We start from the raw sequence: 24840 nt of genomic DNA on the forward strand, positions 1-24840 counted from the left end.
ATCAGTTTCATGAAAAAGCGCGTATTGGCGTTGATGGTTTGTCTGGCTGCGCCCTTCGCTCAAGCGCAAGTGCTGCAGCCCGGTTTGTGGGAGCTGACATCGAGCAACATGCAGGTCGACGGCCAGCAAATGCCAGACATGCAGGTCATGCTCGCTCAACTGCAGATGATGGCCCCGCAGCAGCGAGCAGCCATGGAGCAAATGCTTGCAAAACAAGGAATTACCTTGGGTGGGCAAGGCGTACGGGTTTGTCTGACTCCCGAGCAGGTGAAGAACGAGCAGATTCCGCTCACTGATCCGAAGACGGGTTGCAGCCAGCAAATCACTGACCGCAACGGTGCGACGTGGAAGTTCAAATTCAGCTGCCCGCGTGCACAAGGCACAGGGACCGCGCAGTTCCTTAGTGATCGCGAATTCACTACTCATGTGATTGGCTCGTTCAATGCTACCGGTCAGCAGCAGAACGGCAGCATGGACACCAAAGCCGTCTGGTTGGGCCAGAATTGCGGAACGGTCAAACCCCGCACCTGATATCCGCTCGTCAGAACGCCCCGATTGCCGGGGCGTTTTAACTTTTTGGCTATACAATTTTCTTCGCTGTTCCACGTGGAACATGTTCTTGTTTCACCTGAGTTTTTTGCCGTTACCCCTTGTTTTAACGAGTAAAGACTCAAGCGATCCTATCAAAAACTTCATCTTCTTCAGAAAATAGGCATGTTATATAGTTACGAATAATGTCGTGTTTATCCGAGCCAAGATGCTCACTTTTATTCGGAACGTGTCATGCACCGACGTCAAATGCTGCTCAATATGCTTTTGGCCAGCGCCGCCTTCGCGCTCCCTTTCTCTGTTAACGCCGCGCAGATTCGTAATGCCCGGCTATGGCGTTCCGAAAACAAGCTGCGACTGGTCTTCGACCTGAGCGGCCCGGTGCAGTACAAGTCCTTCACCCTAAGTGCACCTGAACGGATCATCATCGACGTCAGCGGCGCGTGGTTGGAAGGCAACTTCACTCAGTTGGCACTGGAAAATACGCCAATCAAGGCCATTCGTTCCGGGCATTTCGGCCAGGGCGACACGCGCATCGTGCTGGACCTCGCATCCCCTGTGCAGCTCAACAGCTTCTTGTTGGGGCCAGAGGGCGCGCAGGGGAACCGTCTGGTGGTGGATCTGGGCCACGATGCGGCTCCGCATCTGCCTGTACAACTGGCTGCAGCGCCGGGGGCATTGGTGAAAGAGCCGCCTGCGCCCGTACTCGACAAGTCCCACCTCAAGCGAGACATCATGGTCGTGGTGGATGCAGGGCATGGCGGCAAGGATCCCGGTGCGATTGGCTCCAAGGGCGAGCGCGAAAAAGACGTGGTGCTTTCCATCGCTCAAATGCTGGCCAAAAGGTTGAAGCGCGAGAAGGGCTTCGATGTGCGTTTGGTGCGTAACGACGACTTCTTCGTGCCGCTGCGCAAACGGGTTGATATCGCCCGCAAATATAACGCCGACATGTTCATCTCGGTTCACGCCGATGCGGCGCCGAGGCTGACAGCGTCCGGCGCTTCGGTATTTGCCTTGTCGGAAAACGGCGCGACCTCGGCGACCGCTCGCTTCATGGCGCAGCGTGAAAACGGCGCGGACCTGATCGGCGCCACCAGCTTGCTCAACCTCAAGGACAAGGATCCGATGCTGGCGGGCGTGATTCTCGATATGTCGATGAACGCCACCATCGCCGCCAGTCTACAACTGGGCCACACCGTGCTTGGGAGCCTGGAAGGCGTCACGACGCTGCATCAGAAGCGCGTGGAGCAGGCAGGATTTGCGGTGCTGAAGTCACCGGACGTGCCGTCGATTCTGGTCGAGACCGGGTTCATCTCCAACAGCCGCGACAGTCAGCGGTTGGTGACCGCGCGTCATCAGCAGGCGGTGGCAGACGGGTTGTTCGACGGGATGAAGCAGTACTTCGAGCGCAATCCGCCGGCGGGTTCGTTCATTGCCTGGCGGCAAGAGCAGAAGGCGGCGGAGCAGGCGCTGGTTTGATATGACGCTGATGAGGCGAATGGGACGCGGTCGCTGTAGGAACCGGCTTGCTGGCGAATGCGCAGTGTCAGATACGTTGACGTTGGCTGCCCCTACGCGTTCGCCAGCAAGCCAGCTCCTACAAGGGTTCGCGTTTAGTCCCACACATCAGGTAGCGCTGCCGGCAACTGCCTGAAACCGGGTCCTACGGCGGCTGCAATCAACGACACCCCATCACGCGATCACAGGTGATCTTGCTCCGGCTACCGCTGGAGCTCGACACCCGGCTGATCGTCGTCCAGCCGATTTTCTGGATGTACCCCACCCAAGCCTCGCCATCCGAGGCCAGTCCCGTGAAAGACGTCATCGAGCCATAGCGGCTATCGGTCTGCGCCCAGCGGCGTTGGTCGGCGCTTTCATAGCCGCGTAAATACATGGTCGTGCCCGACATCGCCACGCTGTAGCGGTTGTCATAGGCGTCGATGCACGCCAGCAACGTCGCGCTGCGCGTGCATAACGCCTGATCCAGACGAGGTGACGGCGGTGCGGCAAAAACCTGCGTGCTCAGCAGCACCAGAACTGCAACCAAAATTCCCAAAAGCCTGACCATCGAGCGAACCTTATAAAAAGTGTTAGCAAGTTTGTATTGTTATACTATAACGTAAAAAGCACCTGAACCTGCTACCTGATGAGACCCCCATGAACCGCCTTCCCGTTACCGTTCTGTCCGGCTTTCTCGGTGCCGGCAAAAGCACGTTGCTCAACCATGTGCTGCGCAATCGCGAGAACCTGCGCGTTGCCGTCATCGTCAACGACATGAGTGAAATCAACATCGACGGCAGCGAAGTGCAACGCGACGTCAGCCTCAACCGTGCCGAAGAAAAGCTTGTCGAGATGAGCAATGGTTGCATCTGCTGCACCCTGCGCGAAGATTTGCTCAAGGAGGTCAGCCGCTTGGCGAACGACGGACGTTTCGATTACCTGCTGATTGAGTCGACGGGCATATCCGAGCCCTTGCCGGTCGCGGAAACTTTCACCTTTCGCGACGAGTCGGGGCAGAGTCTCGCCGATATCGCGCGGCTCGACGCCATGGTAACGGTAGTCGACGGGCTGAATTTTCTGCAGGACTATCAGGCTGCCGAAAGTCTGGAGTCGCGCGGCGAAACCCTTGGCGAGGAGGATGAGCGCTCGATCACCGATTTGTTGATCGAGCAGGTCGAGTTTGCGGACGTGATACTGATCAGCAAGGTCGATCTGATCAGCAGCAGCGAGCGCCTTGAACTGATGGCGATCCTCAAGCGGCTCAACAGCCAGGCCGAGATCCTGCCAATGGTCATGGGCGCAGTGCCGTTGGGCAAGATTCTCGATACCGGCCGTTTCGACTTCGAGCGCGCCGCTCAGGCACCAGGCTGGCTCAAGGAGTTACGCGGCGAACACGTCCTGGAAACCGAGGAATACGGCATCGCCTCGACAGCCTATCGCGCCCGACGTCCGTTCCATCCTCAACGCTTTTTCGACTTCATCAATCAGCCCTGGACCAATGGAAAACTTTTGCGCTCCAAGGGCTTTTTCTGGCTGGCAAGCAAGCATCAGGACGCCGGAAGCTGGTCCCAGGCGGGAGGTTTGATGCGCCATGGATTTGCCGGCCGCTGGTGGCGTTTCGTGCCCAAGGCGCAATGGCCGCAGGATGAAGAAAGCACGCAGGTGATCCTGCGCAGCTGGCTGGCGCAGACCGGGGATTGTCGGCAGGAACTGGTGTTCATCGGGCAGAACATTGACTTCGCGCGGCTGACTGCCGATCTGGACGGATGCCTGCTGACGGATGAAGAAATGGCGATTGGCGTCGAGGGATGGAAGCAGATGTCCGACCCGTTTGGTGATTGGTACGGCGAGGTGGCGTAGCGCTGGGTTGGTCCCACGGCGCCGATTGACGGCAAAAATTTACCCGCTCAACACAGTACTGTGCGAATGAGCTTGCTCACGAAGAGATCAGTACATCCACGTGAGATGTGGGGCCTGAAAAGTCAGCCTTCGTGAGCAAGCTTACTCCCACACGTTTGAATCTCATTAGCCGCACTCACTGCACCTTCCACACGCCCTTGCTCTGCTGCTCGCAAAACGGCTTGAGAAACGCCGCATCGCTGGCCACGCCGTAATAGTGAATGTTCTGCCGATAAGGCATATTGGCGACTTGCGCGTTGCTGCACTGGCCGAACGAGCCGGTCGGGCACTGATCCATGTAGGTCACTTCGACCTTCTGATCCTTGAGTTGGGGTTTGCAGAAGCCGTCGTGGAACAGATCGGGCGGAATGGTGAGATTTTCCTGACAGACCTTCACGTCAAGCCGCTCGGCATGACTCTGAACCACACAGGATTCGGCCCGCGCCTGGCTGCACGTGACCGCTAACAGCACCAACGCCAGCCGCGCGGGCAGCGAGATTGCTCGCATCGATTACCTCCGTCTGCGCTCGTTTTCGGGAGCGACGCTCAAGAATTGCCGGACATGCTGCAGAACATTCCTACTCATGTCATTGCTGGCCCTTTGGGCGCTGGCAAGACCAGCCTGATCAAACACCTGCTGTCGCAGAAACCGGCGAATGAACGCTGGGCGATTCTGATCAATGAGTTCGGTCAGATCGGCCTGGATGCGACGCTGCTCAGCACGGCCGATGATGGTATCGCACTTGGCGAAGTGGCTGGCGGCTGCCTGTGCTGCGTCAACGGCGCGCCGTTTCAGATCGGGTTGGGTCGTCTGCTGCGCAAGGCCCGACCGGATCGATTGTTCATCGAACCTTCCGGCCTTGGCCACCCGGTACAGCTGCTGGCGCAACTGCGAGAGGCGCCGTGGATTGGCGTGCTCGCGGTGCAGCCCAGCGTTATCGTGCTCGACGCCCAGGCGCTCGCGGCGGGCAAAACCCTGCCGCCAACCCAGCAGGACGCAGCGGCTCGGGCCGGTTTACTGGTGCTGAATAAATCCCAGGGACTGGATGAGAAGAAGCGCCAGGTGATTGTTGAAACACTGCCCCCTTGCGCGTTGTACTGGACTGAACTGGGCGCATTGGCCCTTGATCGGTTACCCGGCGTGAATGCGCGTGCTAACGAGGGTGTGGATAACTTCGTCGCGCCCAAAACATTGACTCAGTTAGCGCCGATATGGGCCGATCCGCTCACGCCCATTTGCTTGAGCCAAGGTCAAGCCGAGGGCTGGAGCATCGGATGGCGTTGGCATCCGGATCAGGTATTCGACGCATCGAAAATTCAGCAATGGTTGCACGGTCTTGGCTGGCGCCGGTCGAAGCTGGTTATCCACAGCGCTTCAGGCTGGGTTTCGGGCAATGCCTTGGATGGTGGCGAGATAGTCTGGGCAACGAGCGAGTGGCGTAAGGATTCGCGTCTGGAACTGATTTTTGCCGAGCCTCAGGACGAGGCCTTGTTGAATGCGCAGCTTGCGGCTTGTCTCGCCTAGCTTGGGTTATCCACCGCCGATCACTGCTTCCACTTGTTGTGTTCCTGGCGCCATTCGTTGAGCTGGATAATTTCCGCGGTTGGCTTGGGATTCTTGATCTCGAACGGGTAGGGGGCCAGTTCGATCTGCGCGGTGTGGGCACCGAACATGGTGATGGTGCCGGGATGCCGTTGCTCGCCGGTCACGGTGAATTCAAAGTTGTAGACACGGGCCAGACGCTTGCGTCCTTCGCTGTCGCGTTTGAACGTGATGCGACGTAGCGCGACATTGCCGTCGAGTAACTCGATATCGAGTTTGGCGCAGTGCTGTTTGACGCGCTCCAGCGCCCGTTCACGCAGACCATGAGAGTGCCACAGCCAGGCGCCAGCGGTCGCCAGCAACATCAGGACGAATATATTGCCCAGGGTCAGCATGAAGAGAGAACTCCGACAGAAGATGTCCAGCTTAACTGCGTCAGGTCGTCGACAGCCATAGCCCGGTCGTTTAATTTCGCTTCACTTCGTCCGGGGGCGTTACCCGAATTCGCTGCTCGAACACCTGGCCATGGCAACCGCGCTTCTACAGTGGACGGATCTGTCGTGTGCCCTGTCGCTCGATCAAACCCCTTCTTCCCGAATTTCGCGGTAGCGTTTTTCCAGCTCCTGACGAAGCTGACGTCGCTGTTGCGCCTGCACATACCGGCGCTTGTCTTCACTGGTTTCCGGACTCAGGGGCGGCACGCTGGCCGGTTTGCGCTGATCGTCCACAGCCACCATGGTAAAGAAGCAACTGTTGGTGTGGCGCACCGAGCGCTCGCGGATGTTCTCGGTCACCACCTTGATGCCGACCTCCATCGACGTGTTGCCGGTGTAGTTCACCGATGCCAGGAACGTCACCAGTTCGCCGACATGGATCGGCTCGCGGAAAATTACCTGATCCACTGACAGCGTCACCACGTAACGACCTGCGTAACGGCTCGCACAGGCGTAGGCGACTTCATCCAGATATTTAAGAAGAGTGCCGCCGTGCACATTGCCAGAAAAGTTGGCCATGTCCGGGGTCATCAATACAGTCATCGACAGCTGGGCGTTTCCGGGTTCCATAGCGTGCTCACGGTCTGTTAGGTCAATTTGGCACCTCGAATGGGTGCTCGAATGTAGATCGGCAATCAAAACCAACACTATCGGGACGCTGGCAGGCGTGCTGCCGTCACGCATGACTCAATCTGTTTCCATATATTGCACCGGCTTTATCCGTTTTTGGGCGGTGTTAACCTGCGAAAACCCTTGGATGGGGTATTTCCCGCGTTCCGCTCAGAAATTTCTGGCCCAGCTGGCGATCTTTCCCACAGGGGCCGTTTCTCTTTCAGCATGAACGCGCATCTTTAGGACGTCACAAGGAGCCGCGCCATGCATGCCATCAGTTTCATTCAGGACTTGGCAGTCATCATGCTGGTCGCAGGCGTGGTGACCGTCCTGTTCCACCGACTCAAGCAACCGGTTGTGCTGGGCTACATCGCTGCTGGATTCATCATCGGCCCACACACACCGCCGTTCGGCCTCATCCACGATGAAGACACCATCAAGATCCTTGCCGAACTGGGCGTGATTTTCCTGATGTTCTGTCTGGGGCTTGAGTTCAGTCTGCGTAAGCTGTTCAAGGTTGGGGCCACAGCTTTCATCGCAGCGTTCCTTGAAATCATGCTGATGATTTGGATCGGCTACGAAATCGGCCAGTTCTTCGGCTGGAGCACCATGGATTCGCTGTTCCTTGGCGCGATCCTGGCAATTTCTTCCACTACCATCATCGTCAAGGCGCTCAACGACCTGAAGATGAAGAACCAGCGTTTCGCTCAGCTGATCTTCGGCGTGCTGATCGTCGAAGACATTCTCGGTATCGGCATTATTGCGCTGTTGTCGGGCATTGCCGTCAGCGGCACCGTGAGTTCCGGCGAAGTGTTCTCCACGGTGGGCAAGCTTTCGCTGTTTATGATCGTCGCGCTGGTGATCGGTATTCTGCTGGTGCCGCGCTTGTTGGCTTACGTCGCGAAATTCGAAAGCAACGAAATGCTGTTGATCACGGTACTTGGCCTGTGTTTCGGCTTCTGCCTGCTTGTGGTGAAGCTGGAATACAGCATGGTGCTGGGCGCATTCCTGATCGGCGCGATCATGGCTGAATCCAAGCAACTGGTGAAGATAGAGCATTTGATCGAGCCTATTCGCGACATGTTCAGCGCGATTTTCTTCGTCGCCATCGGCCTGATGATCAATCCGCAAATCCTGCTCGATTACGCCTGGCCCATCGCAGTGATCACGGTGGCTGTCGTGCTGGGCAAGATGTTTTCCTGCGGCCTTGGGGCATTTATCGCCGGCAATGATGGGAAGACTTCGCTGCGCGTCGGCATGGGGCTGTCACAGATTGGTGAGTTTTCCTTCATTATCGCGGCGCTCGGGATGACATTGCAGGTCACCAGTGACTTTCTTTATCCCGTCGCGGTAGCGGTTTCGGCGATCACTACGTTGCTGACGCCCTATTTGATTCGCGCGGCTGATCCGTTGTCCCACTCGCTCGCCAGGATTGTGCCTACGCGCATGGCTCGGGTTTTTGGCATGTATGGGGAATGGCTGCGCAGCATTCAGCCACAAGGGCAGGGCGCGTTGCTGGCTTCGATGATTCGCAAGATCCTGCTGCAGGTCGGCGTGAATCTCGCGCTGGTCGTGGCGATTTTCTTTTGCGGGGCGTACTTCGCCGAGCGCATTGGCGACTATTTCAGCGAGTGGGTGCCTGAGGTCGGTCAGCAGAAAGCGTGGATTTGGGGCGCCTCGCTGCTGCTGTCTCTGCCATTCCTGATTGCGGCGTATCGCAAGCTCAAGGCACTGTCGATGCTGTTGGCGGAAATGAGCGTCAAGCCGCAGGTGGCGGGCCGACATACCGAGCGTGTACGACGGGTGATCGCCGAAGTGATCCCGTTGTTGTCGCTAATGGTGATCTTCGTGCTGATCGCACTGCTGTCGGCCAGCATGTTGCCGACCCATGAGTGGCTGCTGCTAATCGTGCTGGTCGCGGCAGCCGTGGCCGCGGTGCTGTGGCGCTGGTTCATCCGCGTGCACACGCGCATGCAGATCGCGCTGCTGGAAACACTGGGGAATCATCAGGAGCCTTCTGAGCATTGATCTGAAGGCTCGCCGATGGCGCGGGGATGTTTCAACTTTCCAGCCAGACGTCCCGCGCCCAGTGCCAGACCGACTCCCAGCTCTCTTCGGTGACGAGTTCTTCTTCGCCGGACCACAGCACCACCGTGCCGTCTTCCTCGACGCAATAGTAGTCCTCGCCGTCCTGGCAAATCGGGATCAGCTCACGCGGGACGCCGATATCCCACGCATTCGCCGCCACTTCCGGCAGGTAGGTGTGGGATTGCGGGTCGGTGACAGTCACCGGCTCCAGGCTTCCGTAAACCACGTCGCTGACGGTCAACAGAAATTCTTTGAAGACAAAGGGTATGTTGATGAACAGCTGCTCTTCGATTTCGACGAGCTGGTCTTCATCCGGCAGTTCAAGTGGAACCGGAACAGGCTCATTGACTTCACGGAGTTGTTCGATGACTTCTTCCACGACGTGGATCCTCTAACGATTTACGCGGGTTATACAGTAGCTCAAAGGCATCACCAAATTAACTGCGAGGCTCAAAAAACAAAACCCCGGAGCGAGTCCGGGGTTTTGACTAGAGCAGCGGCGCAGAGTTTCAGCCGTTCTGGCGAATACCAGCCACCAACCAAGGCTGGTTGTCGCCAGGAGCGCGTTCCATGTTCCAGCTTTCGCTGAACACTTCACCCTGATCGAAGCGCGAAGTTTTCGAGACACCAGCGAAAGTCAGGGTCGCGATGGTCTTGTCGGCGCGATCGTCCAGGCCGTCCAGTTGCACGGTCAGGTTGTCGATGTAAGTCGACTGGAAGCCATCACCCAGGTCAGCACGTTCCTTTTTAAGGAACTGCAGCATTTGCGGGGTCACGAACTCGGCGATCTTGTCCATTTCGTTCGCATCCCAGTGCTGCTGCAGCGACTGGAAGTGAGTGCGAGCGGCCTCGAGGAAGCGTTCTTCGTTGAACCAGGCCGGAGCGTTGATCACCGGGCGAGCAGCCGCAGCGGATGCGGAGCCACCGAAGATCGAGTTCTGAGCCGGTTGCTCGAAGGTTTCACGCTGGTAAGGCGCGCCAGCTGGAGCCATGTGCGGCTGCTGCTTGCGTCGACGGGCCGCAATGAAGCGGAAGATCACGAAGGCGATGACCGCCATGATCAGGATGTCGAAGAATTGCATGCCCTGGAAACCACCGCCCATGAACATGGAGGCCAGCAGGCCGCCGGCGGCGATACCGGCCAGTGGGCCCAGCCATTTGGAAGCACCGCCTGCAGCAGGCGCAGGACGACCGGCGGCATTAGGTGCGGCGGCAGGGGCGGAAGGAGCTGTCTGACGCGCCTGGTGACTTGGCGCAGAGCCGAAGCTCTTGCCACCACCGAAACGCGCGGCGTTGGCATCCAGACTCATGGTGAGCCCGATGACCAGCGCCAAAGCGATGCTTAGAAAACGTTGCATATTGGGAATTCCCGTTTGTGGATTGCACGCGCGCCATATTGAACAGGACGAATGTGTCTGACCAGCGGCCATATGTTTCTGGCTTTTGCATGGATCTTCACAGGGCCTGTACTACTTGGGTTGTAGGCCGGTGAAGAAAGTTCTGTAGGAAAGATGGGGGCCAGATGTAGGAATGCAAGCGGAGCCGTCGGACGCCACTCCAAATTTGTAGGAGCCGGCTTGCTGGCGAACGCGGTGGGTCATCGACAAGAATGTCGGCTGGCACACTTGGTTCGCCAGCAAGCCGGCTCCTACAAGGGTATGAGTGCTGGTCTCAAACCGGCTCCAGCTTCGCATACCCGAGCATCAACCATTTGCTGCCTTCAGTGAAATTCACCTGAACGCGAGCCTGGGCGCCTGAGCCTTCGAAGTTGAGGATCACGCCTTCGCCAAACACCGCATGCTGCACACGCTGGCCCAGAGAGAACTGGCTCTGCGGGATGTTCTCGCCATCAAACAGGCGACTCGGCGCCATGGTCTTGGAGCCGCCAAAAGGCCGCGTGACGCTGTTGGACAGTCGCACTTCCTGAATCAGATTCGGCGGGACTTCGCGTACGAAGCGCGACACTTTGTTGTAAGTCTCACTGCCATATAAGCGTCGGGTTTCGGCGTAGGTCAGCACTAGGTGCTGCATCGCACGGGTGATCCCGACGTAGGCCAGGCGACGTTCCTCTTCCAGACGACCCGGTTCTTCCAGGCTCATCTTGTGCGGGAACAGGCCTTCTTCCATGCCGACCAGGAACACATATGGAAACTCCAGGCCCTTGGCGCTGTGCAGCGTCATAAGTTGGATGCTGTCTTCGTGCTCGTCGGCCTGTGTGTCGCCCGCTTCCAACGAGGCATGACCGAGGAAAGCCGCCAGCGGCGTTAGATCTTCCTCTTCTTCGCTGTTTTCGAAAGCGCGAGCGGCGCTGACCAGTTCCTCAAGGTTTTCTACCCGGGCCTGGCCTTTCTCGCCTTTTTCTTCCTGGTGGTAAGTGATCAGCCCGGATTGCTCGATGACGGTCTGAGTCATCAGATGCAGCGGCATCTCCATGACTTTCGCCGAAAGGTTTTCGATCAGCTCGATGAAGCCCCCAAGGGCACTCGCGGCACGACCGGTCACGCCCTTGTTGGCAACCAGCAAACGCATGGATTCCCACATCGACACGTCGGCGTGACGCGCATGTTCGCGGATCGCTTCAACGGTCTTCTCGCCGATACCACGGGGCGGCACGTTGATCACGCGCTCCAGTGCCGAGTCATTGCCTCGACCTTCCAACACCCGCAGATAGGCCATGGCGTTCTTGATTTCGGCGCGCTCGAAGAAGCGCTGGCCGCCGTAGATGCGGTACGGAATGCGTTCGCGCAGCAAGGCTTCTTCCAGTACCCGCGATTGGGCGTTGGAACGGTAAAGAATGGCGATATCGCTGCGCGACATGCCGGTCTTGATCGCGCTTTCGATGGTTTCGACCACATAGCGCGCTTCGTCGTGTTCGTTGAAGGCGGCGTACAGGCTGATCAGTTCGCCATCGCCGACATCGGTCCACAGTTCTTTGCCCAGGCGGCCGCTGTTGTTCACGATCAGGCCGTTGGCGGCTTTCAGGATGCTCGCCGTGGAGCGGTAGTTCTGCTCCAGGCGAATGGTCTCGGTGTCCGGGAAGTCATCGGAATACTGATGAATGTTCTCGATCTTTGCGCCGCGCCAGCCGTAAATCGACTGGTCGTCGTCACCGACCACCATCAAGCTGTCGCCACCCTTGGCCAGCAAACGCAACCAGGCGTATTGCACGGCGTTGGTGTCCTGAAATTCGTCTACCAGTACGTGGCGGAAGCGGCGTTGGTAGTGTTCGAGCAGCCCGGGGTTGTCGCGCCACAGGTCCAGCGCTCGCAGCAGCAGTTCCGAGAAGTCGATGACGCTCGCCCGCTGGCATGCAGCCTCATAGGCCTCGTAGATCGACTTCATGGTGCTCAGGAACAGATCGCCCGACGCCTGGATATGCTTGGGCCGCAGCCCTTCGTCCTTCTGCCCGTTGATGAACCATTGCGCCTGACGCGCTGGCCATTTTTGTTCGTCCAGGCCCATCTCGCGGATCACCCGCTTGACCAGACGTTGCTGGTCGTCACTGTCGAGAATCTGGAAATTCTGGTTGAGCCCCGCTTCCTGCCAGTGTGCCCGCAGCAAGCGGTGCGCCAGGCCGTGGAAGGTGCCGACCCACATGCCGGCCGGGTTGATACCCATCAGTTGCTCGATGCGATGACGCATCTCGGCGGCGGCCTTGTTGGTGAACGTCACCGACAGGATCGAGTGCGGCGACGCGTTCTCGACCTGGATCAACCAGGCGATACGGTGCACGAGCACACGGGTTTTACCGGAACCAGCGCCGGCCAGAACCAACTGACGACCCACGGAAGCGGCTACCGCCTGGCGTTGGGCATCGTTGAGGGAATTAAGCAGAAGGGAGAGATCATCGCGCATCGGCGCATTCTAGGGTGCCGGGGGATGGTGGGCAAACTCTAACGCTGGTCGGTCGTGAAGATATGACTTCGGGCAGTCGCTGGACCAGCAGGCTAATTCTTTTCTACGCCCGGGTATGCACCGGATATATCTGATACCTCAAACCCAGCGGGAGTGAGCTTGCTCATGACTGGGGCAGTGCGCCCACAGCATTCCAGCGTCTGGAAGTCAGTCTTCGTGAGCAAGCTCACTCCCACGATGACCGTCCATGCAAATTTAATTTCTGACTGTTTGGTCTCCCCGGCCGCTTGTGTATGCTCCGCTGACGTTCAAGGCCCACCAATTATAAGAATTGCCATGACCTCCAGCTCCGAAGCCCCGGGTGATTCTGTGGCGACACGCCGTGTCATCCGCAAACAGTTCGCTACCCAGCTTGCCGTCGAGCGCACACGCCTTCTATATCAGGGGTCAATGCTGCCGACCCTGTTCATGTTCATCAATGGTCTGCTTTGCGCCTGGCTTCTCTGGAGTCCACAGCGTTATGTGCTGGTTGGAATCTGGGTCGGCTGGCTGTCGGCGCTGGTGTGTCTGAGGGTCCTGCAGGTCACGGCGTTTCGCGCGGCAACGGTCGAACGTCAGGCGCAACCCGTCTGGACACGCATGTTCCTGGCCGGGGCCTGCGTCAGCGGTTTTACCCTCTCCAGCGCGGCGCTTGTGCTAGTGCCGGCAGAGAGCTTCGTTCAGCAGGCGTGGGTTTTTGGGCTGATCGGCGCCGCGACCCTTTCGGCAAGCGTGGCTTATGCGGCCAGCATTCCCGCTTTTCTGACCTTTACCGTGCCGTGCCTGCTGCCACCGATCGTTTACCTGTTCTGGGGCGGCGATGTGCCGTTGCGCGGTTGGGGCTGGCTGGGGTTGATCCTGCTGCTGGCGCTGATTGTCGTTGCCGCACAGGTCAACCGACTGATCGATCGGGGGCTGATTCGACGTTTTCAGAATCTGGCGCTGATCGAGCATCTGCAACAAGCTCAGGCCACAAGCGAAGAGCTTAATCGTGAGCTGGCGCGGCAGTACGAGGAGCGCACGCGCTTCCTCTCGCATTACGACGAGCTGACAGGATTGGCCAATCGGGTGCTGTTCAACGAGCGGCTGCGCGAAGCCAATCAGCGGGTGCGCCATGGCAGTCGTAATCTCGCGCTGCTGCACATCAACCTCGATCGCTTTAAATTGCTCAACGACAGCCTAGGGCATGAGGTTGCCGACCAACTGCTGCATCAGATAGGACGTCGCGTGAGCGTCGAGCTGGCTGAGGCGGACACTGTCGCGCGCCTGTCCGCCGACGAGTTCGCGGTGCTGTTCGATACCTATGGCATGACGACGCTGGCGCGAGTGACGACCCGGCTGCTGGCCAAGCTGCGCTCGCCGATTCTGGTGGCTGGTCACGAGCTGGTCGTCAGCGCCTCCATCGGCATCGCCTTGCTGCCGGATTCAGCCCGGGACATCGCAGCGCTGGTCACTCAGGCCAACACGGCAATGCAACATGCCAAGCATCTGGGCGGCAATAACTTCCAGTTCTACACCGAAAGCCTGCAAGCGCAGACGCTGGAGCGGCTGCAACTGGAGATTCAGTTGCGCCGAGCGATTGAGGAAGGCCAGCTCGAGGTGTTCTACCAACCCAAGCTGGAAGTGGCGACTGGACGTCTGAATTCGGCCGAGGCGCTGGTGCGATGGCGTCATCCAATTCGCGGCATGGTGCCCCCCACTGAGTTCATCGGGCTGGCGGAAGAGTCCGGACTGATTGCCGATATTGGCGAGTTCGTCCTGCGCCGTGCCTGCCGACAGGCGTGCGAGTGGCAGCGAAGCGGACTGATGCCGATTCGGGTATCGGTCAACCTGTCCGTGCATCAGTTGCGACAAGGCAAGCTGGTGAGTCTGGTGCGTCAGGTCCTCGATGAAACCGGACTGATGCCCGAATATCTGGAGCTTGAACTGACCGAAAGCCAACTGTTGGACAGCGTCGAACACATCATCAGCACCTTCCGACAATTGCGTGAGCTGGGGGTAAAACTGGCGATCGACGATTTCGGCACCGGCTATTCGTCCCTGAGTTACCTGAAGCGCTTTCCGGTGGACTACGTGAAGATCGATCAGGCCTTCATCCTTGGTCTGAATGAGGGCACGGAAGATGCCGCAATCACTCGCGCGATCATCGCCATGGCTCACAGCCTGGACCTGAAGGTTGTCGCCGAAGGGGTGGAAAACGCTGAGCAGCTGGATTTCCTCAGGGCGCACCATTGCGACGAGGTGCAAGGCTACTTGATCAGTCGACCTTTGGAGGCTTGCGCAATGGGCGATGTCCTTCGCGGTGTGAAAGCATCGCCTGGAGTCCTGTGTGAAAAGTCCTACACTGCATGACGACCTGTCATTCAGGGCTTCTCGGTTGCCATCTTCGAACTCGTTTAGCTGTGCGGTTTGCAGGTCATGTAGTATAACTACAAGAAAGCTACAGCCCGGCCCATCCTTCTATTGAGTCCTGTCCTTTGAATCTGTTGCAGCACATCGCCCAGTCTCGCCATCTCTTGCGTAAGTCGGAGCTCAAGGTAGCCGACCATGTGCTGCTTGATCCTGCGGCCGTGATGCACAGTTCCATGGCTGATCTCGCCCATAGCGTGGGCATCAGCGAACCGACGATCGTGCGCTTCTGTCGCGCCATTGGTTGCACTGGTTTTCAGGATCTTAAACTCAAACTGGCGCAGAGCCTGGCCGCCGGCGCGAGCTTTGGGCAATTCGCGATTCACGAGGACGACTCGGTCGCGGACTACAGCCTGAAAATCTTCGACACGACACTCCATACGCTCATGGAAGTAAGGGAGAGGCTCGACCCCCACGCGCTGCAGGCAGCCGTGACGGTCATGGCTGCGGCCCATCGTGTGGAGTTCTACGGTTTTGGTGCCTCAGGCGCTGTCGCGGCGGATGCGCAGCACAAATTTTTCCGCCTGCTGCTGACCGCCGCTTCGTACTCCGACCCGCACATGCAGGCAATGTCGGCGGTGACGCTCAAGCCAACAGACGTCGCGGTATGCATTTCGCAGTCGGGGCGTTCGAAGGATCTTTTGATCACCGCCAACCTGGTGCGCGAGAGCGGCGCCAATCTGATCACTCTGTGTCCAAGCCAGACGCCTTTGGCCGAGCTGTCGACGGTCAACCTCGCAATCGACGTGCATGAAGACACCGAAATCTACACCCCACTGACCTCGCGCATCGCCCATCTGGTGGTGATCGACGTGTTGGCAATGGGTGTGGCGATGGCCCGCGGGCCGAGCCTGGTCAATCACCTCAAGAGCGTGAAGCGCAGCTTGCGCAGCCTGCGGTTGTCGCCCAAATCGATCAAGTCGGCAGAGGATTGAGATTGAAGCGCTCCTCCACCCTGTGGGAGCGAATTCATTCGCGAATCGGTCGTTCAGACGATACATCGCCAACGGTCATGCCAACGTCTCGCGAATGAATTCGCTCTCACAGGGATGTAAGCCGATTATTGATCTCCTGGGGCTGCAACCTTCACCAACTTGTAACGCTTCCTACGTCTGATCGTCATCGCCTCCCACCATTCTGTACTCCCGCACACGCAATGGGAGACAGCATATGCCTCGGCACTACGATGACTCGCAGCAGCACAGCACCAACGCCAAGACCCGCCGTCAGCAGGAAGACCAGCGGCGCATGGCATTCAGGCGTGCGATCGAGACGTACTCGGAAGAGCGTCGCCTGAATCAGGAACTCTCCGATTATCTCGACGCCGTTTCCGCCAATTTCTGGCAGGGCGCTAGCGCGTCGGAAGGTGCCCGTCAAAGCGTGCGACAAGTTCGGTGATCTGCGCGCGTTCGGTGCGAATGAACGCCAGGAAAGCGTGAGCCACCGGCGACAGACGTCTATCCCGCGCTTGTACGACGCACCAGCTCCGATACAACGGCAACTCGGCCACTGACAGCTCCTTCAGCGTGCCGGTGGCCAGTTCCAGGCTCAGCGCATGCCTGGTCAGCAGAGCAACGCCCAGACCCGCCACCACGCATTCACGCTGCGCCTCGGCTGACGACACCTCCAGCGCGTTGTCGAAGTGAATGCGCTTCTCCTTGAAGTATTCCTCACACGCCTTGCGCGTGCCCGAGCCTGGCTCGCGGACTACTAGCGTGTGGCCTTCAAGATCCTTTAGCGAAGGATTGGGCAGCGACGCCAATGGATGATCCGGTCGCGCCACGGCAACAATCGGGTTATTCAGAAATGGCAGAAACTCCAGGCCCATATCCTGCGGCACCATCGACATCACCACTAGATCATCGCGGTTATCCGAGAGACGCCTGATAACCTGAGCTCGATTAACCACGGTCAGGTTGAGCATAACTTCGGGATACTGGCGCTTAAATGCGGCGAACAGGTGAGGAACGAAATACTTTGCGCTGGACTCGATCGCCAGCTTAAGTTGCCCTTGAAGCGAGCCTTGCATGTCCGAGAGCTGCATATCGAGATTTTCCAGGCGACCGAAAATATCTCGACTGGCGAGCCGTAACGCGTCAGCGGCTTCAGTCAGGTAAAGCTTCTTTCCGACGTACTCAAACAACGGCTGGCCAATCAGCTCTTCCAACTGGCGAATCTGCAGGCTGACCGCCGGTTGGGTAAGCGACATTTCCTCTGCCGCTCGGCTGTAGGACCGCAGATCACAGACTTCGTTGAAAATCCGAAGTTGCCGCAATGTCATTCGCATCAATGACTTACGCACTTTTCCACTACCTCGAAAATGACTGAAGCGACGACTATAAGGTTTTACTTATGTTTAACCCAATTTTTACTCATTTTTGTTAATTGCTGATTCGGAATAGGGTGGCTTCTGCGAGGCAACAGGCGGTAACAGGGTGTCGCGCCGTACTGATCGGGTCTCCGGTCCGTCTGCTCATCGGTCGAGGAAATGCCAGTGATAACAAAAATCCTGATCGCCAACCGTGGAGAAATCGCTGTCCGGATTGTGCGCGCTTGCGCCGAAATGGGCATCCGCTCGGTTGCGATCTATTCCGACGCGGACCGCCATGCGCTCCATGTAAAGCGTGCGGATGAGGCTTACGGCATCGGTTCCGAACCGCTGGAGGGTTATCTCAATCCGCGCAAATTGGTGAATCTGGCCGTGGAAACCGGCTGCGACGCGTTGCACCCTGGCTATGGATTTCTCTCCGAAAACGCCGAGCTTGCCGAGATTTGCGCCGAACGTGGCATTAAATTCATCGGTCCGTCCGCTGAAGTCATCCGCCGTATGGGCGACAAGACCGAAGCCCGCCGCAGCATGATCAAGGCCGGTGTGCCGGTCACGCCAGGCACCGAAGGCAATGTCGCTGACATCGCCGAAGCCCTGACCGAGGGCGATCGCATCGGTTACCCAGTGATGCTCAAGGCTACTTCTGGCGGTGGCGGTCGCGGGATTCGTCGCTGCAACAGTCGTGAAGAACTCGAACAGGCCTTCCCCCGGGTCATTTCCGAAGCGACTAAGGCCTTCGGCAAGGCCGAAGTCTTTCTCGAAAAATGCATCGTCAATCCCAAGCACATCGAAGCACAGATCCTCGGCGACAGCTTCGGCAACGTCGTACATCTGTTCGAGCGCGACTGCTCGATCCAGCGCCGTAACCAGAAACTCATCGAGATCGCCCCAAGCCCTCAGTTGACCCCCGAGCAGCGTGCCTACATCGGCGACTTGTCCGTACGCGCAGCCAAGGCTGTGGGTTACCAAAACGCTGGCACCGTGGAGTTTCTGCTCGCCGAGGGCGAGGTGTACTTCATGGAGATGAACACCCGCGTGCAGGTGGAACACACCATCACCGAGGAAATCACCGGCATCGACATCGTTCGCGAGCAGATACGCATCGCCTCGGGCTTGCCGCTCTCGGTTAAACAGGAAGACATCATTCATCGTGGTTTCGCATTGCAGTTCCGCATTAACGCCGAAGACCCGAAGAACAACTTCCTACCCAGCTTCGGCAAGATCACCCGTTATTACGCGCCCGGCGGGCCTGGCGTGCGGACCGACACGGCGATCTACACCGGCTACACCATTCCGCCGTTCTATGACTCGATGTGCCTGAAGCTGATTGTCTGGGCGCTGACCTGGGAAGAGGCAATGGACCGTGGTCTGCGCGCACTGGACGACATGCGCCTGCAGGGGGTGAAAACCACCGCCGCGTATTACCAGGAGATCCTGCGCAACCAGGAATTCCGCAGCGGCCAGTTCAACACCAGTTTCGTTGAAAGCCACCCTGAACTGACCAACTACTCGATCAAGCGCAAACCCGAAGAGCTGGCCCTGGCCATCGCCGCCGCCATTGCCGCCCACGCAGGCCTGTGAGGAACATAACAATGTCCAAGAAGATTTATGTCACCGATACCATCCTGCGTGACGCCCACCAATCGTTGCTGGCGACCCGCATGCGCACGGAAGACATGCTGCCGATCTGCGAGAAGCTCGACAAAGTCGGCTACTGGTCGCTGGAAGTCTGGGGCGGGGCGACGTTCGATGCCTGCGTGCGCTTTCTGAAAGAAGATCCATGGGAGCGCCTGCGCCAACTGCGCGCGGCACTGCCGAACACGCGTCTGCAAATGTTGCTGCGTGGTCAGAACCTGCTGGGCTATCGCCATTACAGCGATGACGTGGTCAAGGCTTTCGTCGCCAAGGCGGCTGACAATGGCATTGACGTGTTTCGTATCTTCGACGCCATGAACGACGTGCGTAACCTGCGAGTGGCTATCGAAGCGGTAAAGGCAGCGGGCAAACACGCCCAGGGCACCATCGCTTACACCACCAGTCCGGTGCACACCATCGAAGCCTTTGTTTCCCAAGCCAAGCAAATGGAGGCCATGGGTTGCGATTCGGTTGCGATCAAGGACATGGCAGGCCTGCTGACCCCGTACGCCACCGGCGAACTGGTCAAGGCGCTGAAGGCTGAGCAGTCGCTGCCAGTGTTCATCCACTCCCATGACACCGCGGGGCTGGCCGCCATGTGCCAGCTGAAGGCTGTGGAAAACGGTGCCGATCACATCGATACCGCCATTTCCAGCTTCGCCTGGGGAACCAGCCATCCGGGCACTGAGTCGATGGTCGCGGCATTGAAGGGGAGCGAATTCGACACCGGTCTGGATCTGGAACTGCTGCAGGAAATCGGCCTGTACTTCTACGCGGTGCGTAAGAAGTATCACCAGTTCGAGAGCGAATTCACCGCCGTCGACACCCGCGTGCAGGTCAACCAGGTTCCAGGCGGCATGATCTCCAACCTCGCCAACCAGCTGAAAGAGCAGGGCGCGCTCAATCGCATGGCCGAAGTGCTGGCCGAGATCCCCCGCGTGCGCAAGGACCTGGGCTACCCGCCGCTGGTGACGCCAACTTCGCAGATTGTCGGCACCCAGGCATTCTTCAATGTGCTGGCGGGCGAGCGCTACAAGACCATCACCAACGAGGTGAAGCTGTACCTCACTGGGGGTTACGGCAAGGCGCCAGGCCAAGTCGACGAACAACTGCGTCGGCAGGCGATTGGTAATGAAGAAGTGATCGATGGGCGCCCGGCCGACCTGCTCAAGCCGGAAATGACCAAGCTGCGCGGCGAGATCGGCGGGTTGGCGACATCTGAAGAGGATGTGCTGACTTACGCGATGTTCCCGGACATTGGCCGCAAATTCCTCGAAGAACGCGCTGCGGGCACTCTGTCGCCAGAACCTCTGCTGCCAATCCCTGAGCCGGGCGCTGTGGCGAAGGCGGGCGGCGAAGGCGTACCGACCGAGTTCGTCATCGACGTTCACGGCGAAAGCTACCGCGTCGACATCACCGGCGTGGGGGTCAAGGCCGAAGGCAAGCGTCACTTCTACCTCTCCATCGACGGCATGCCGGAAGAAGTGGTGTTCGAGCCGCTCAACGAATTCCTCGGCGGCGGCATCGGCAAGCGCGCGCAGGCCAGCAAGCCAGGCCATGTCAGCACCACCATGCCGGGCAATATCGTCGATGTGCTGGTCAAGGAAGGCGATACGGTAAAAGCCGGTCAGGCCGTGTTGATCACCGAAGCGATGAAGATGGAAACCGAGGTTCAGGCCGCTGTCGCTGGCAAGGTCGTGGCGATCCATGTTGCCAAGGGCGATCGTGTAAATCCGGGTGAAATTCTGGTCGAGATCGAATGATCGCGATCCATCAACATTAAGACAGCCTTCCATGCACGACGTGAAAGGCTGAAATGGTTACCTCTGGGGGAGCTCTCGTGGCTCCTCTTTTTTTGTCCTGAATCTTGCACGCGCCTTCGGGCGCAAGGATGCCGTCGGTGTTGGTCACCGTCAGCCTATCGGTACCGCTCAATCGACGTTGGGTTGGGGTGGTGATCACCAAGCCTTGCGCTGGCGTGGCGAAGACTTCCGCAGCGAAGCCACTGGCGACGATGAAAGCGATATGCAGGCGATTCTTGACGCGGGGCATGCGGGACGGCCTATTTCGTCCTGAGGGGCCGTCCTGTATAGCGATCCGATACGACGGGTTTATAACGTCCTGAAGTGGCTCAGTGTCTGGATTTGTTTCCCATCTTCGAAGTTGTCCATGGCCAGCCAAGCTACGAACGCTTTTTCAATCTGCGGCCATTCGCTGTTCAGAATCGAGAACCAGGCGGTATTGCGGTTTTTGCCCTTGACCACCATGTGCTGGCGAAAGGTACCTTCGAAGCTGAAGCCGAAGCGCTCGGCGGCACTCATGGAGCGTGCGTTGTCAGCGTTGCACTTCCACTCCAGACGGCGGTTGCCCAGCGCGAACGATTCCTTCGCCAGAAGGTACACCGCCTCAGTGCTTTTGGGGGTGCGCTGCATGGAAGCGCCGAAGGTCACGTGGCCAATTTCAATACGGCCAGCGCTTGGGACAATCGACATCAAGCTAAGAAAACCGTCGATGGCGCCGGTCTGCTGATCGATCACGGTGTAGAACCACGGATCGGTCGAAGCTTGCAGGCCCAGCAGATAATCGTCGAAGGCGTTGCGCTCGGCAAATGGGCCAACGGCCAGGTAATCCCACAATTTAGGATCGGCGCCGGGGCCTTCCAGTGCTGTCCACAAGCCGTCTGCGTGACGCGCCGCGTCGAGTTTTTCCAGGCGAACGAAGCGTCCGTTCAGCGTGCGATTATCGGGTAGCTTTGCCGATTGCCAATGTTCAAGATTCGACATGTTGGGGTCCTGAGCTCAGAGCGGTTTGCGAAATTGAATGAAACCGGGGCGTTCAGCAATGCGTTCATACAGCGCAATGGCTGTGGCGTTGGTCTCGTGAGTCAGCCAGTGGACCTTGTCCGCACCGTCCTTCGTGGCCGTTGCGTAGACGTACTCGATCAGCTTGCGACCGACGCCTGTGCCGCGCTGGTCTGGGGCGACGAACAGGTCCTGCAGATAGCACGACCAGTGGATGCTCCAGTTCGAGCGGTGATAGATGAAGTGGACCATGCCGACTGCCTTGCCGTCCTGCCAGGCGAGCGCCGCATGGGTTGGCTCGGCGCTGTCGAGAAAGCGCGTCCAGGTACTTTGCGTCACGGCATCCGTCAGCTCGGTCTTGTAGAAGGTCAGATATGCCTTCCACAGCGGCAGCCAGACGTCGTGATCGTCAGCGGTGATGGGGCGGATTTGTACGTCAGACACGAGTTCCTCCTTGGCTCATCAAGCGAGCGATTTCCTGATCGGTTTGATCCTGACTGCTGGCCAGACCTTTACTCACCCCAGCGATATCTTCGGCGCTACGGTTCTGATTGAGTTTGCGTTTGCCCTCCAGCCGTTCGATCGGGATGGCGAAGCCGACGATGCCGTGGAGCATCTTCTCGATGTAATCGGCCGGGGCATCGCGTATGGCCCATGGCTCGGCGCGAGCGGCTTCGTGCTTTTGCGTCAGCCCGCTGACAATCTGGAGCAGGCGCGCGGGATCGGTGAACACCTCAGCGCGTCCATAAGCATGAACCGCCAGGTAATTCCAGGTCGGCACCACTTTTCCGTGTTCGGCTTTGGCGGCATAGAACGACGGGCTGATGTAGGCATCAGGGCCTTGAAAGATCACCAATGCCTCAGCACAAGCCAGCGCCTTCCACTGCGAATTGGCTTTGGCCAGGTGACCGAACAGCGTGCCATTGGTCCCTTGCGTCGGATCGAGTAGCAGCGGCACGTGGCTCGCCTGCAGGCCCGATTCGTCAAAGGTGACCAAGGTCGCCAGGCGCGTGCCTTCAATTTGCCGGTGCAGGCTGGCGAGATCCTCATCTTTGAAATAGCTGGGTGTGTACATGAGATTTTCCTTGGCGACTGAGTCAATCCTAGGCAGCCTATTGGTCTGTTGTAAGAACCATTAATGGTCAATTTCGTAGGGCCAATCCATGCCAATCGCCACGCCATCGCTGACCTTCGATTTCGCTGGGATCGAACTTGATCGCCAGCAGGGTCTGACTCGACAGCTCTATCAGGCCCTACGTCAGAGGATTCTCGATGGTCGCCTGAGCAGTGGCATGCGATTGCCAGCCAGTCGCGATCTGGCCGTTTCGCTGTCGATCTCCCGTAACAGCGTCATGCGTGCTTACGACCAGCTCTATGCCGAAGGCTTCACTGAGGGACGAATCGGTGACGGTACTTACGTCGCCCTATTGCCGGAAAAACGCTCCCACGTCAAAAAACTATCCACAAAACTGTCCACAGGCTTATCACCAAGCTTATCAACAGGTTTATCCACAATTTTGCCAAATGACGCTGGTAATTTATCCAGTGAAGTTATCCACAGCGCATCGCTGAAGATGCTGGAACAGCATCATTTGAATAGTCACAAAACCGGGTTGCCGAGAGCGTTTCGGGTAGGAATTCCAGCGTTCGATCTGTTTCCTTTCGACGTATGGGGCAAGCTGCACGCGGCTTTCTGGCGTAGACCGGGGTTGCATCAACTTGGTTATGGCGACCCTGCGGGTGAATGGCGGCTCCGCGAACTGATTGCGGTGTATTTAAGAACGTCCCGTGACTTGCAGTGTGCTCCTGAGCAAATTGTGATCACCAGTGGCGCGCAACAGGCAATTACGCTTTGTGCACAGTTGCTGTTGAACGAAGGGGATGGAGTGGCGCTCGAGAATCCTGGCTACCGCGCCGCAGGCCACGCCTTCGCAGTCGCAGGCGCGAAATTGCGTGGCATGCCGGTAGATATGGACGGCATGCGCAGCCCGGACCCTGACAAAAGTGGCTGTAAACTGGCTTATGTCACGCCATCCCATCAGTACCCCTTGGGCGTGACCATGAGTCTGGCGCGGCGACTGGAGTTGCTGGCATGGGCGGACCGCACCCAGGGCTGGATTGTCGAGGACGACTACGATGGCGAATACCGCTACAGCGGCGCACCACTTGCGCCGCTGGCGGCTTTGGACCGCCACGGTCGGGTGCTTTATGTCGGTACGTTCGGCAAGGTGGCGTTTCCGGCATTGCGATTGGGGTATCTGGTGCTGCCGCGCAATCTGGTCAAGCCGTTCAGTCAGCGTAGGGCCGTGGACATGCGGCATTCGGAAATCGGCACGCAGGCAGTGATGGCGCAGTTTATTGCAGCGGGGCATTTCCAGCGGCATATCCGTCGCATGAGGCGGGCGGCGTTGAGTCGGCGTGATGCCTTGCTCGCTGGCTGGCCCGAGGAGCTACGCGGATGCAGTCCGATGCCCAAGCCCCAGGCGGGTTTACATGTATCAGTCGCGGTTGAAAGTCTTGAACGCGAAACGGAACTGGTCGCCAAGGCCGAAAGTGTGGGTGTGGAGATTTCCCCGCTGAGTGATTATTGGCTGCCGGACTCGGAAACGCCTCTGGATAAGCGGGCTGGATTGGTGCTTGGGTTCGCGGCGGTGCCGGAGGCTGATATCGCTTCGGCGTTGCTACGATTGCGAGAAGTTTGGAGGGATTAATGCCGGTCAGTTCCTGCGGCAGCCGCACTGCCGCCAACGCGCGGCGCTGTCGCGTAGCAAACGCGCGGTCCCCCTGTGGGAGCGAATTCATTCGCGATGCGGGAGTACAGCCGACGAAGATTTATCGGATGTGCTGACCCCTCGCGAATAAATTCGCTCCCACAGGAGATACGCGTGCGCTCAAGCCCCAGCATTGGCATTTGCCCTGCCGCCAACGCGCAGCGCTGTCGCGTAGCAAACGCGGTTCCCCTGTGGGAACGAATTCATTCGCGATGCGGGAGTACAGCCGACGAAGATTTCTCGGATGTGCTGGACTCTCGCGATTGAATTCGCTCCCACAGGGATATGTGTCCTCGCTCAAGACCTAGCATTGAGC

Annotated in this window: 23 protein-coding genes; 11 read left to right on the forward strand and 12 right to left on the reverse strand. The window is 58.4% G+C overall.

Features of this window, described 5'->3' with window-relative positions:
- The first annotated feature begins 9 nt into the window (after positions 1–9).
- Positions 10–531 carry a DUF3617 domain-containing protein gene (locus tag ACRER8_RS02010; RefSeq protein ID WP_431744688.1) on the forward strand — a complete coding sequence of 174 codons (522 nt, stop codon included), beginning with the start codon at positions 10–12 and terminating at the stop codon, positions 529–531.
- 252 nt (positions 532–783) lie between these two features.
- Positions 784–2028 (forward strand): N-acetylmuramoyl-L-alanine amidase, encoded by a 1245-nt coding sequence (locus tag ACRER8_RS02015; protein ID WP_431744689.1) that lies wholly within the window; start codon positions 784–786, stop codon positions 2026–2028.
- Positions 2029–2227: 199 nt separating this feature from the next.
- On the opposite strand, the gene ACRER8_RS02020 is transcribed toward ACRER8_RS02015, so the two are convergent.
- Entirely contained in the window at positions 2228–2617 is a 390-nt protein-coding gene (locus ACRER8_RS02020) for a glutamine synthetase (protein WP_431744690.1), read from the reverse strand.
- Between the two features lie 89 nt (positions 2618–2706).
- On the opposite strand from ACRER8_RS02020, the gene zigA reads away from it, so the two are divergent.
- The gene (gene zigA, locus ACRER8_RS02025; RefSeq protein ID WP_431744691.1) at positions 2707–3909 is read left to right on the forward strand and encodes a zinc metallochaperone GTPase ZigA; all 1203 of its coding nucleotides are present in this window, start codon (positions 2707–2709) and stop codon (positions 3907–3909) included.
- Positions 3910–4084: 175 nt separating this feature from the next.
- Here zigA and ACRER8_RS02030 read toward each other — a convergent pair whose 3' ends face one another.
- Positions 4085–4456 carry an NADH:ubiquinone oxidoreductase gene (locus tag ACRER8_RS02030; RefSeq protein WP_431744692.1) on the reverse strand — a complete coding sequence of 124 codons (372 nt, stop codon included), beginning with the start codon at positions 4454–4456 and terminating at the stop codon, positions 4085–4087.
- Between the two features lie 54 nt (positions 4457–4510).
- Here ACRER8_RS02030 and ACRER8_RS02035 point away from each other — a divergent pair, with 54 nt between their 5' ends.
- Positions 4511–5473 (forward strand): CobW family GTP-binding protein, encoded by a 963-nt coding sequence (locus tag ACRER8_RS02035; RefSeq protein WP_431744693.1) that lies wholly within the window; start codon positions 4511–4513, stop codon positions 5471–5473.
- Between the two features lie 20 nt (positions 5474–5493).
- On the opposite strand, the gene ACRER8_RS02040 is transcribed toward ACRER8_RS02035, so the two are convergent.
- Both ACRER8_RS02040 and ACRER8_RS02045 read right to left on the reverse strand, forming a co-directional pair.
- Positions 5494–5886 (reverse strand): DUF3301 domain-containing protein, encoded by a 393-nt coding sequence (locus tag ACRER8_RS02040; protein WP_431744694.1) that lies wholly within the window; start codon positions 5884–5886, stop codon positions 5494–5496.
- Positions 5887–6069: 183 nt separating this feature from the next.
- The gene (locus ACRER8_RS02045) at positions 6070–6555 is read right to left on the reverse strand and encodes an acyl-CoA thioesterase (RefSeq protein ID WP_431744695.1); all 486 of its coding nucleotides are present in this window, start codon (positions 6553–6555) and stop codon (positions 6070–6072) included.
- A 306-nt stretch (positions 6556–6861) separates the two neighbouring features.
- On the opposite strand from ACRER8_RS02045, the gene ACRER8_RS02050 reads away from it, so the two are divergent.
- Positions 6862–8625 (forward strand): cation:proton antiporter, encoded by a 1764-nt coding sequence (locus ACRER8_RS02050; RefSeq protein ID WP_431744696.1) that lies wholly within the window; start codon positions 6862–6864, stop codon positions 8623–8625.
- A gap of 31 nt (positions 8626–8656) precedes the next feature.
- On the opposite strand, the gene ACRER8_RS02055 is transcribed toward ACRER8_RS02050, so the two are convergent.
- From ACRER8_RS02055 to uvrD, 3 genes are all read right to left on the reverse strand, one after another.
- Positions 8657–9064 carry an SMI1/KNR4 family protein gene (locus tag ACRER8_RS02055; protein WP_431744697.1) on the reverse strand — a complete coding sequence of 136 codons (408 nt, stop codon included), beginning with the start codon at positions 9062–9064 and terminating at the stop codon, positions 8657–8659.
- Positions 9065–9194: 130 nt separating this feature from the next.
- Positions 9195–10043, reverse strand: a complete 849-nt coding sequence (locus tag ACRER8_RS02060) for a Tim44 domain-containing protein (RefSeq protein ID WP_431744698.1) — start codon at positions 10041–10043, stop codon at positions 9195–9197.
- Between the two features lie 313 nt (positions 10044–10356).
- The gene (uvrD, locus tag ACRER8_RS02065) at positions 10357–12540 is read right to left on the reverse strand and encodes a DNA helicase II (RefSeq protein WP_431744699.1); all 2184 of its coding nucleotides are present in this window, start codon (positions 12538–12540) and stop codon (positions 10357–10359) included.
- Between the two features lie 336 nt (positions 12541–12876).
- Between uvrD and ACRER8_RS02070 the strand changes: the two genes are divergently transcribed.
- The 3 genes from ACRER8_RS02070 to ACRER8_RS02080 all read left to right on the forward strand — a co-directional run bounded on the left by ACRER8_RS02070 (position 12877) and on the right by ACRER8_RS02080 (position 16386).
- On the forward strand, positions 12877–14931 hold the full coding sequence (locus ACRER8_RS02070) for a putative bifunctional diguanylate cyclase/phosphodiesterase (protein WP_431744700.1): 2055 nt from the start codon (positions 12877–12879) through the stop codon (positions 14929–14931).
- 125 nt (positions 14932–15056) lie between these two features.
- Positions 15057–15923 carry a transcriptional regulator HexR gene (hexR, locus tag ACRER8_RS02075; RefSeq protein ID WP_431744701.1) on the forward strand — a complete coding sequence of 289 codons (867 nt, stop codon included), beginning with the start codon at positions 15057–15059 and terminating at the stop codon, positions 15921–15923.
- A gap of 235 nt (positions 15924–16158) precedes the next feature.
- Positions 16159–16386, forward strand: coding sequence for a PA3496 family putative envelope integrity protein (locus tag ACRER8_RS02080; RefSeq protein ID WP_431744702.1), 228 nt, complete (start codon positions 16159–16161; stop codon positions 16384–16386).
- Here the strand turns inward: ACRER8_RS02080 and ACRER8_RS02085 are convergent.
- Positions 16340–17290, reverse strand: a complete 951-nt coding sequence (locus tag ACRER8_RS02085) for a LysR family transcriptional regulator (protein ID WP_431744703.1) — start codon at positions 17288–17290, stop codon at positions 16340–16342. The two genes, ACRER8_RS02080 and ACRER8_RS02085, sit on opposite strands and share 47 nt — an antisense overlap.
- Positions 17291–17482: 192 nt before the next feature.
- Here ACRER8_RS02085 and ACRER8_RS02090 point away from each other — a divergent pair, with 192 nt between their 5' ends.
- Both ACRER8_RS02090 and oadA read left to right on the forward strand, forming a co-directional pair.
- The gene (locus tag ACRER8_RS02090; RefSeq protein WP_431744704.1) at positions 17483–18898 is read left to right on the forward strand and encodes an acetyl-CoA carboxylase biotin carboxylase subunit; all 1416 of its coding nucleotides are present in this window, start codon (positions 17483–17485) and stop codon (positions 18896–18898) included.
- Positions 18899–18909: 11 nt separating this feature from the next.
- A complete protein-coding gene (gene oadA / locus ACRER8_RS02095) occupies positions 18910–20715 on the forward strand; it encodes a sodium-extruding oxaloacetate decarboxylase subunit alpha (protein WP_431744705.1) in 1806 nt (601 codons plus the stop codon).
- 16 nt (positions 20716–20731) lie between these two features.
- Here oadA and ACRER8_RS02100 read toward each other — a convergent pair whose 3' ends face one another.
- Genes ACRER8_RS02100 through ACRER8_RS02115 form a run of 4 tightly spaced genes read right to left on the reverse strand, consistent with a single transcriptional unit; the run spans position 20732 to position 22828 of the window.
- The gene (locus tag ACRER8_RS02100; protein WP_431744706.1) at positions 20732–21004 is read right to left on the reverse strand and encodes a hypothetical protein; all 273 of its coding nucleotides are present in this window, start codon (positions 21002–21004) and stop codon (positions 20732–20734) included.
- Between the two features lie 59 nt (positions 21005–21063).
- On the reverse strand, positions 21064–21735 hold the full coding sequence (locus ACRER8_RS02105; protein ID WP_431744707.1) for a GNAT family N-acetyltransferase: 672 nt from the start codon (positions 21733–21735) through the stop codon (positions 21064–21066).
- 15 nt (positions 21736–21750) lie between these two features.
- Positions 21751–22197, reverse strand: a complete 447-nt coding sequence (locus tag ACRER8_RS02110) for an N-acetyltransferase family protein (protein WP_431744708.1) — start codon at positions 22195–22197, stop codon at positions 21751–21753.
- Positions 22190–22828, reverse strand: coding sequence for an FMN-binding negative transcriptional regulator (locus ACRER8_RS02115; RefSeq protein ID WP_431744709.1), 639 nt, complete (start codon positions 22826–22828; stop codon positions 22190–22192). Before ACRER8_RS02115 ends, ACRER8_RS02110 begins: the two co-directional genes overlap by 8 nt.
- 88 nt (positions 22829–22916) lie before the next feature.
- Here ACRER8_RS02115 and ACRER8_RS02120 point away from each other — a divergent pair, with 88 nt between their 5' ends.
- Entirely contained in the window at positions 22917–24464 is a 1548-nt protein-coding gene (locus ACRER8_RS02120; RefSeq protein WP_431744710.1) for a PLP-dependent aminotransferase family protein, read from the forward strand.
- Positions 24465–24840 lie beyond the last annotated feature (376 nt).

The organism is Pseudomonas sp. (assembly GCF_050739935.1).
Classification (GTDB): Bacteria; Pseudomonadota; Gammaproteobacteria; order Pseudomonadales; family Pseudomonadaceae; genus Aquipseudomonas.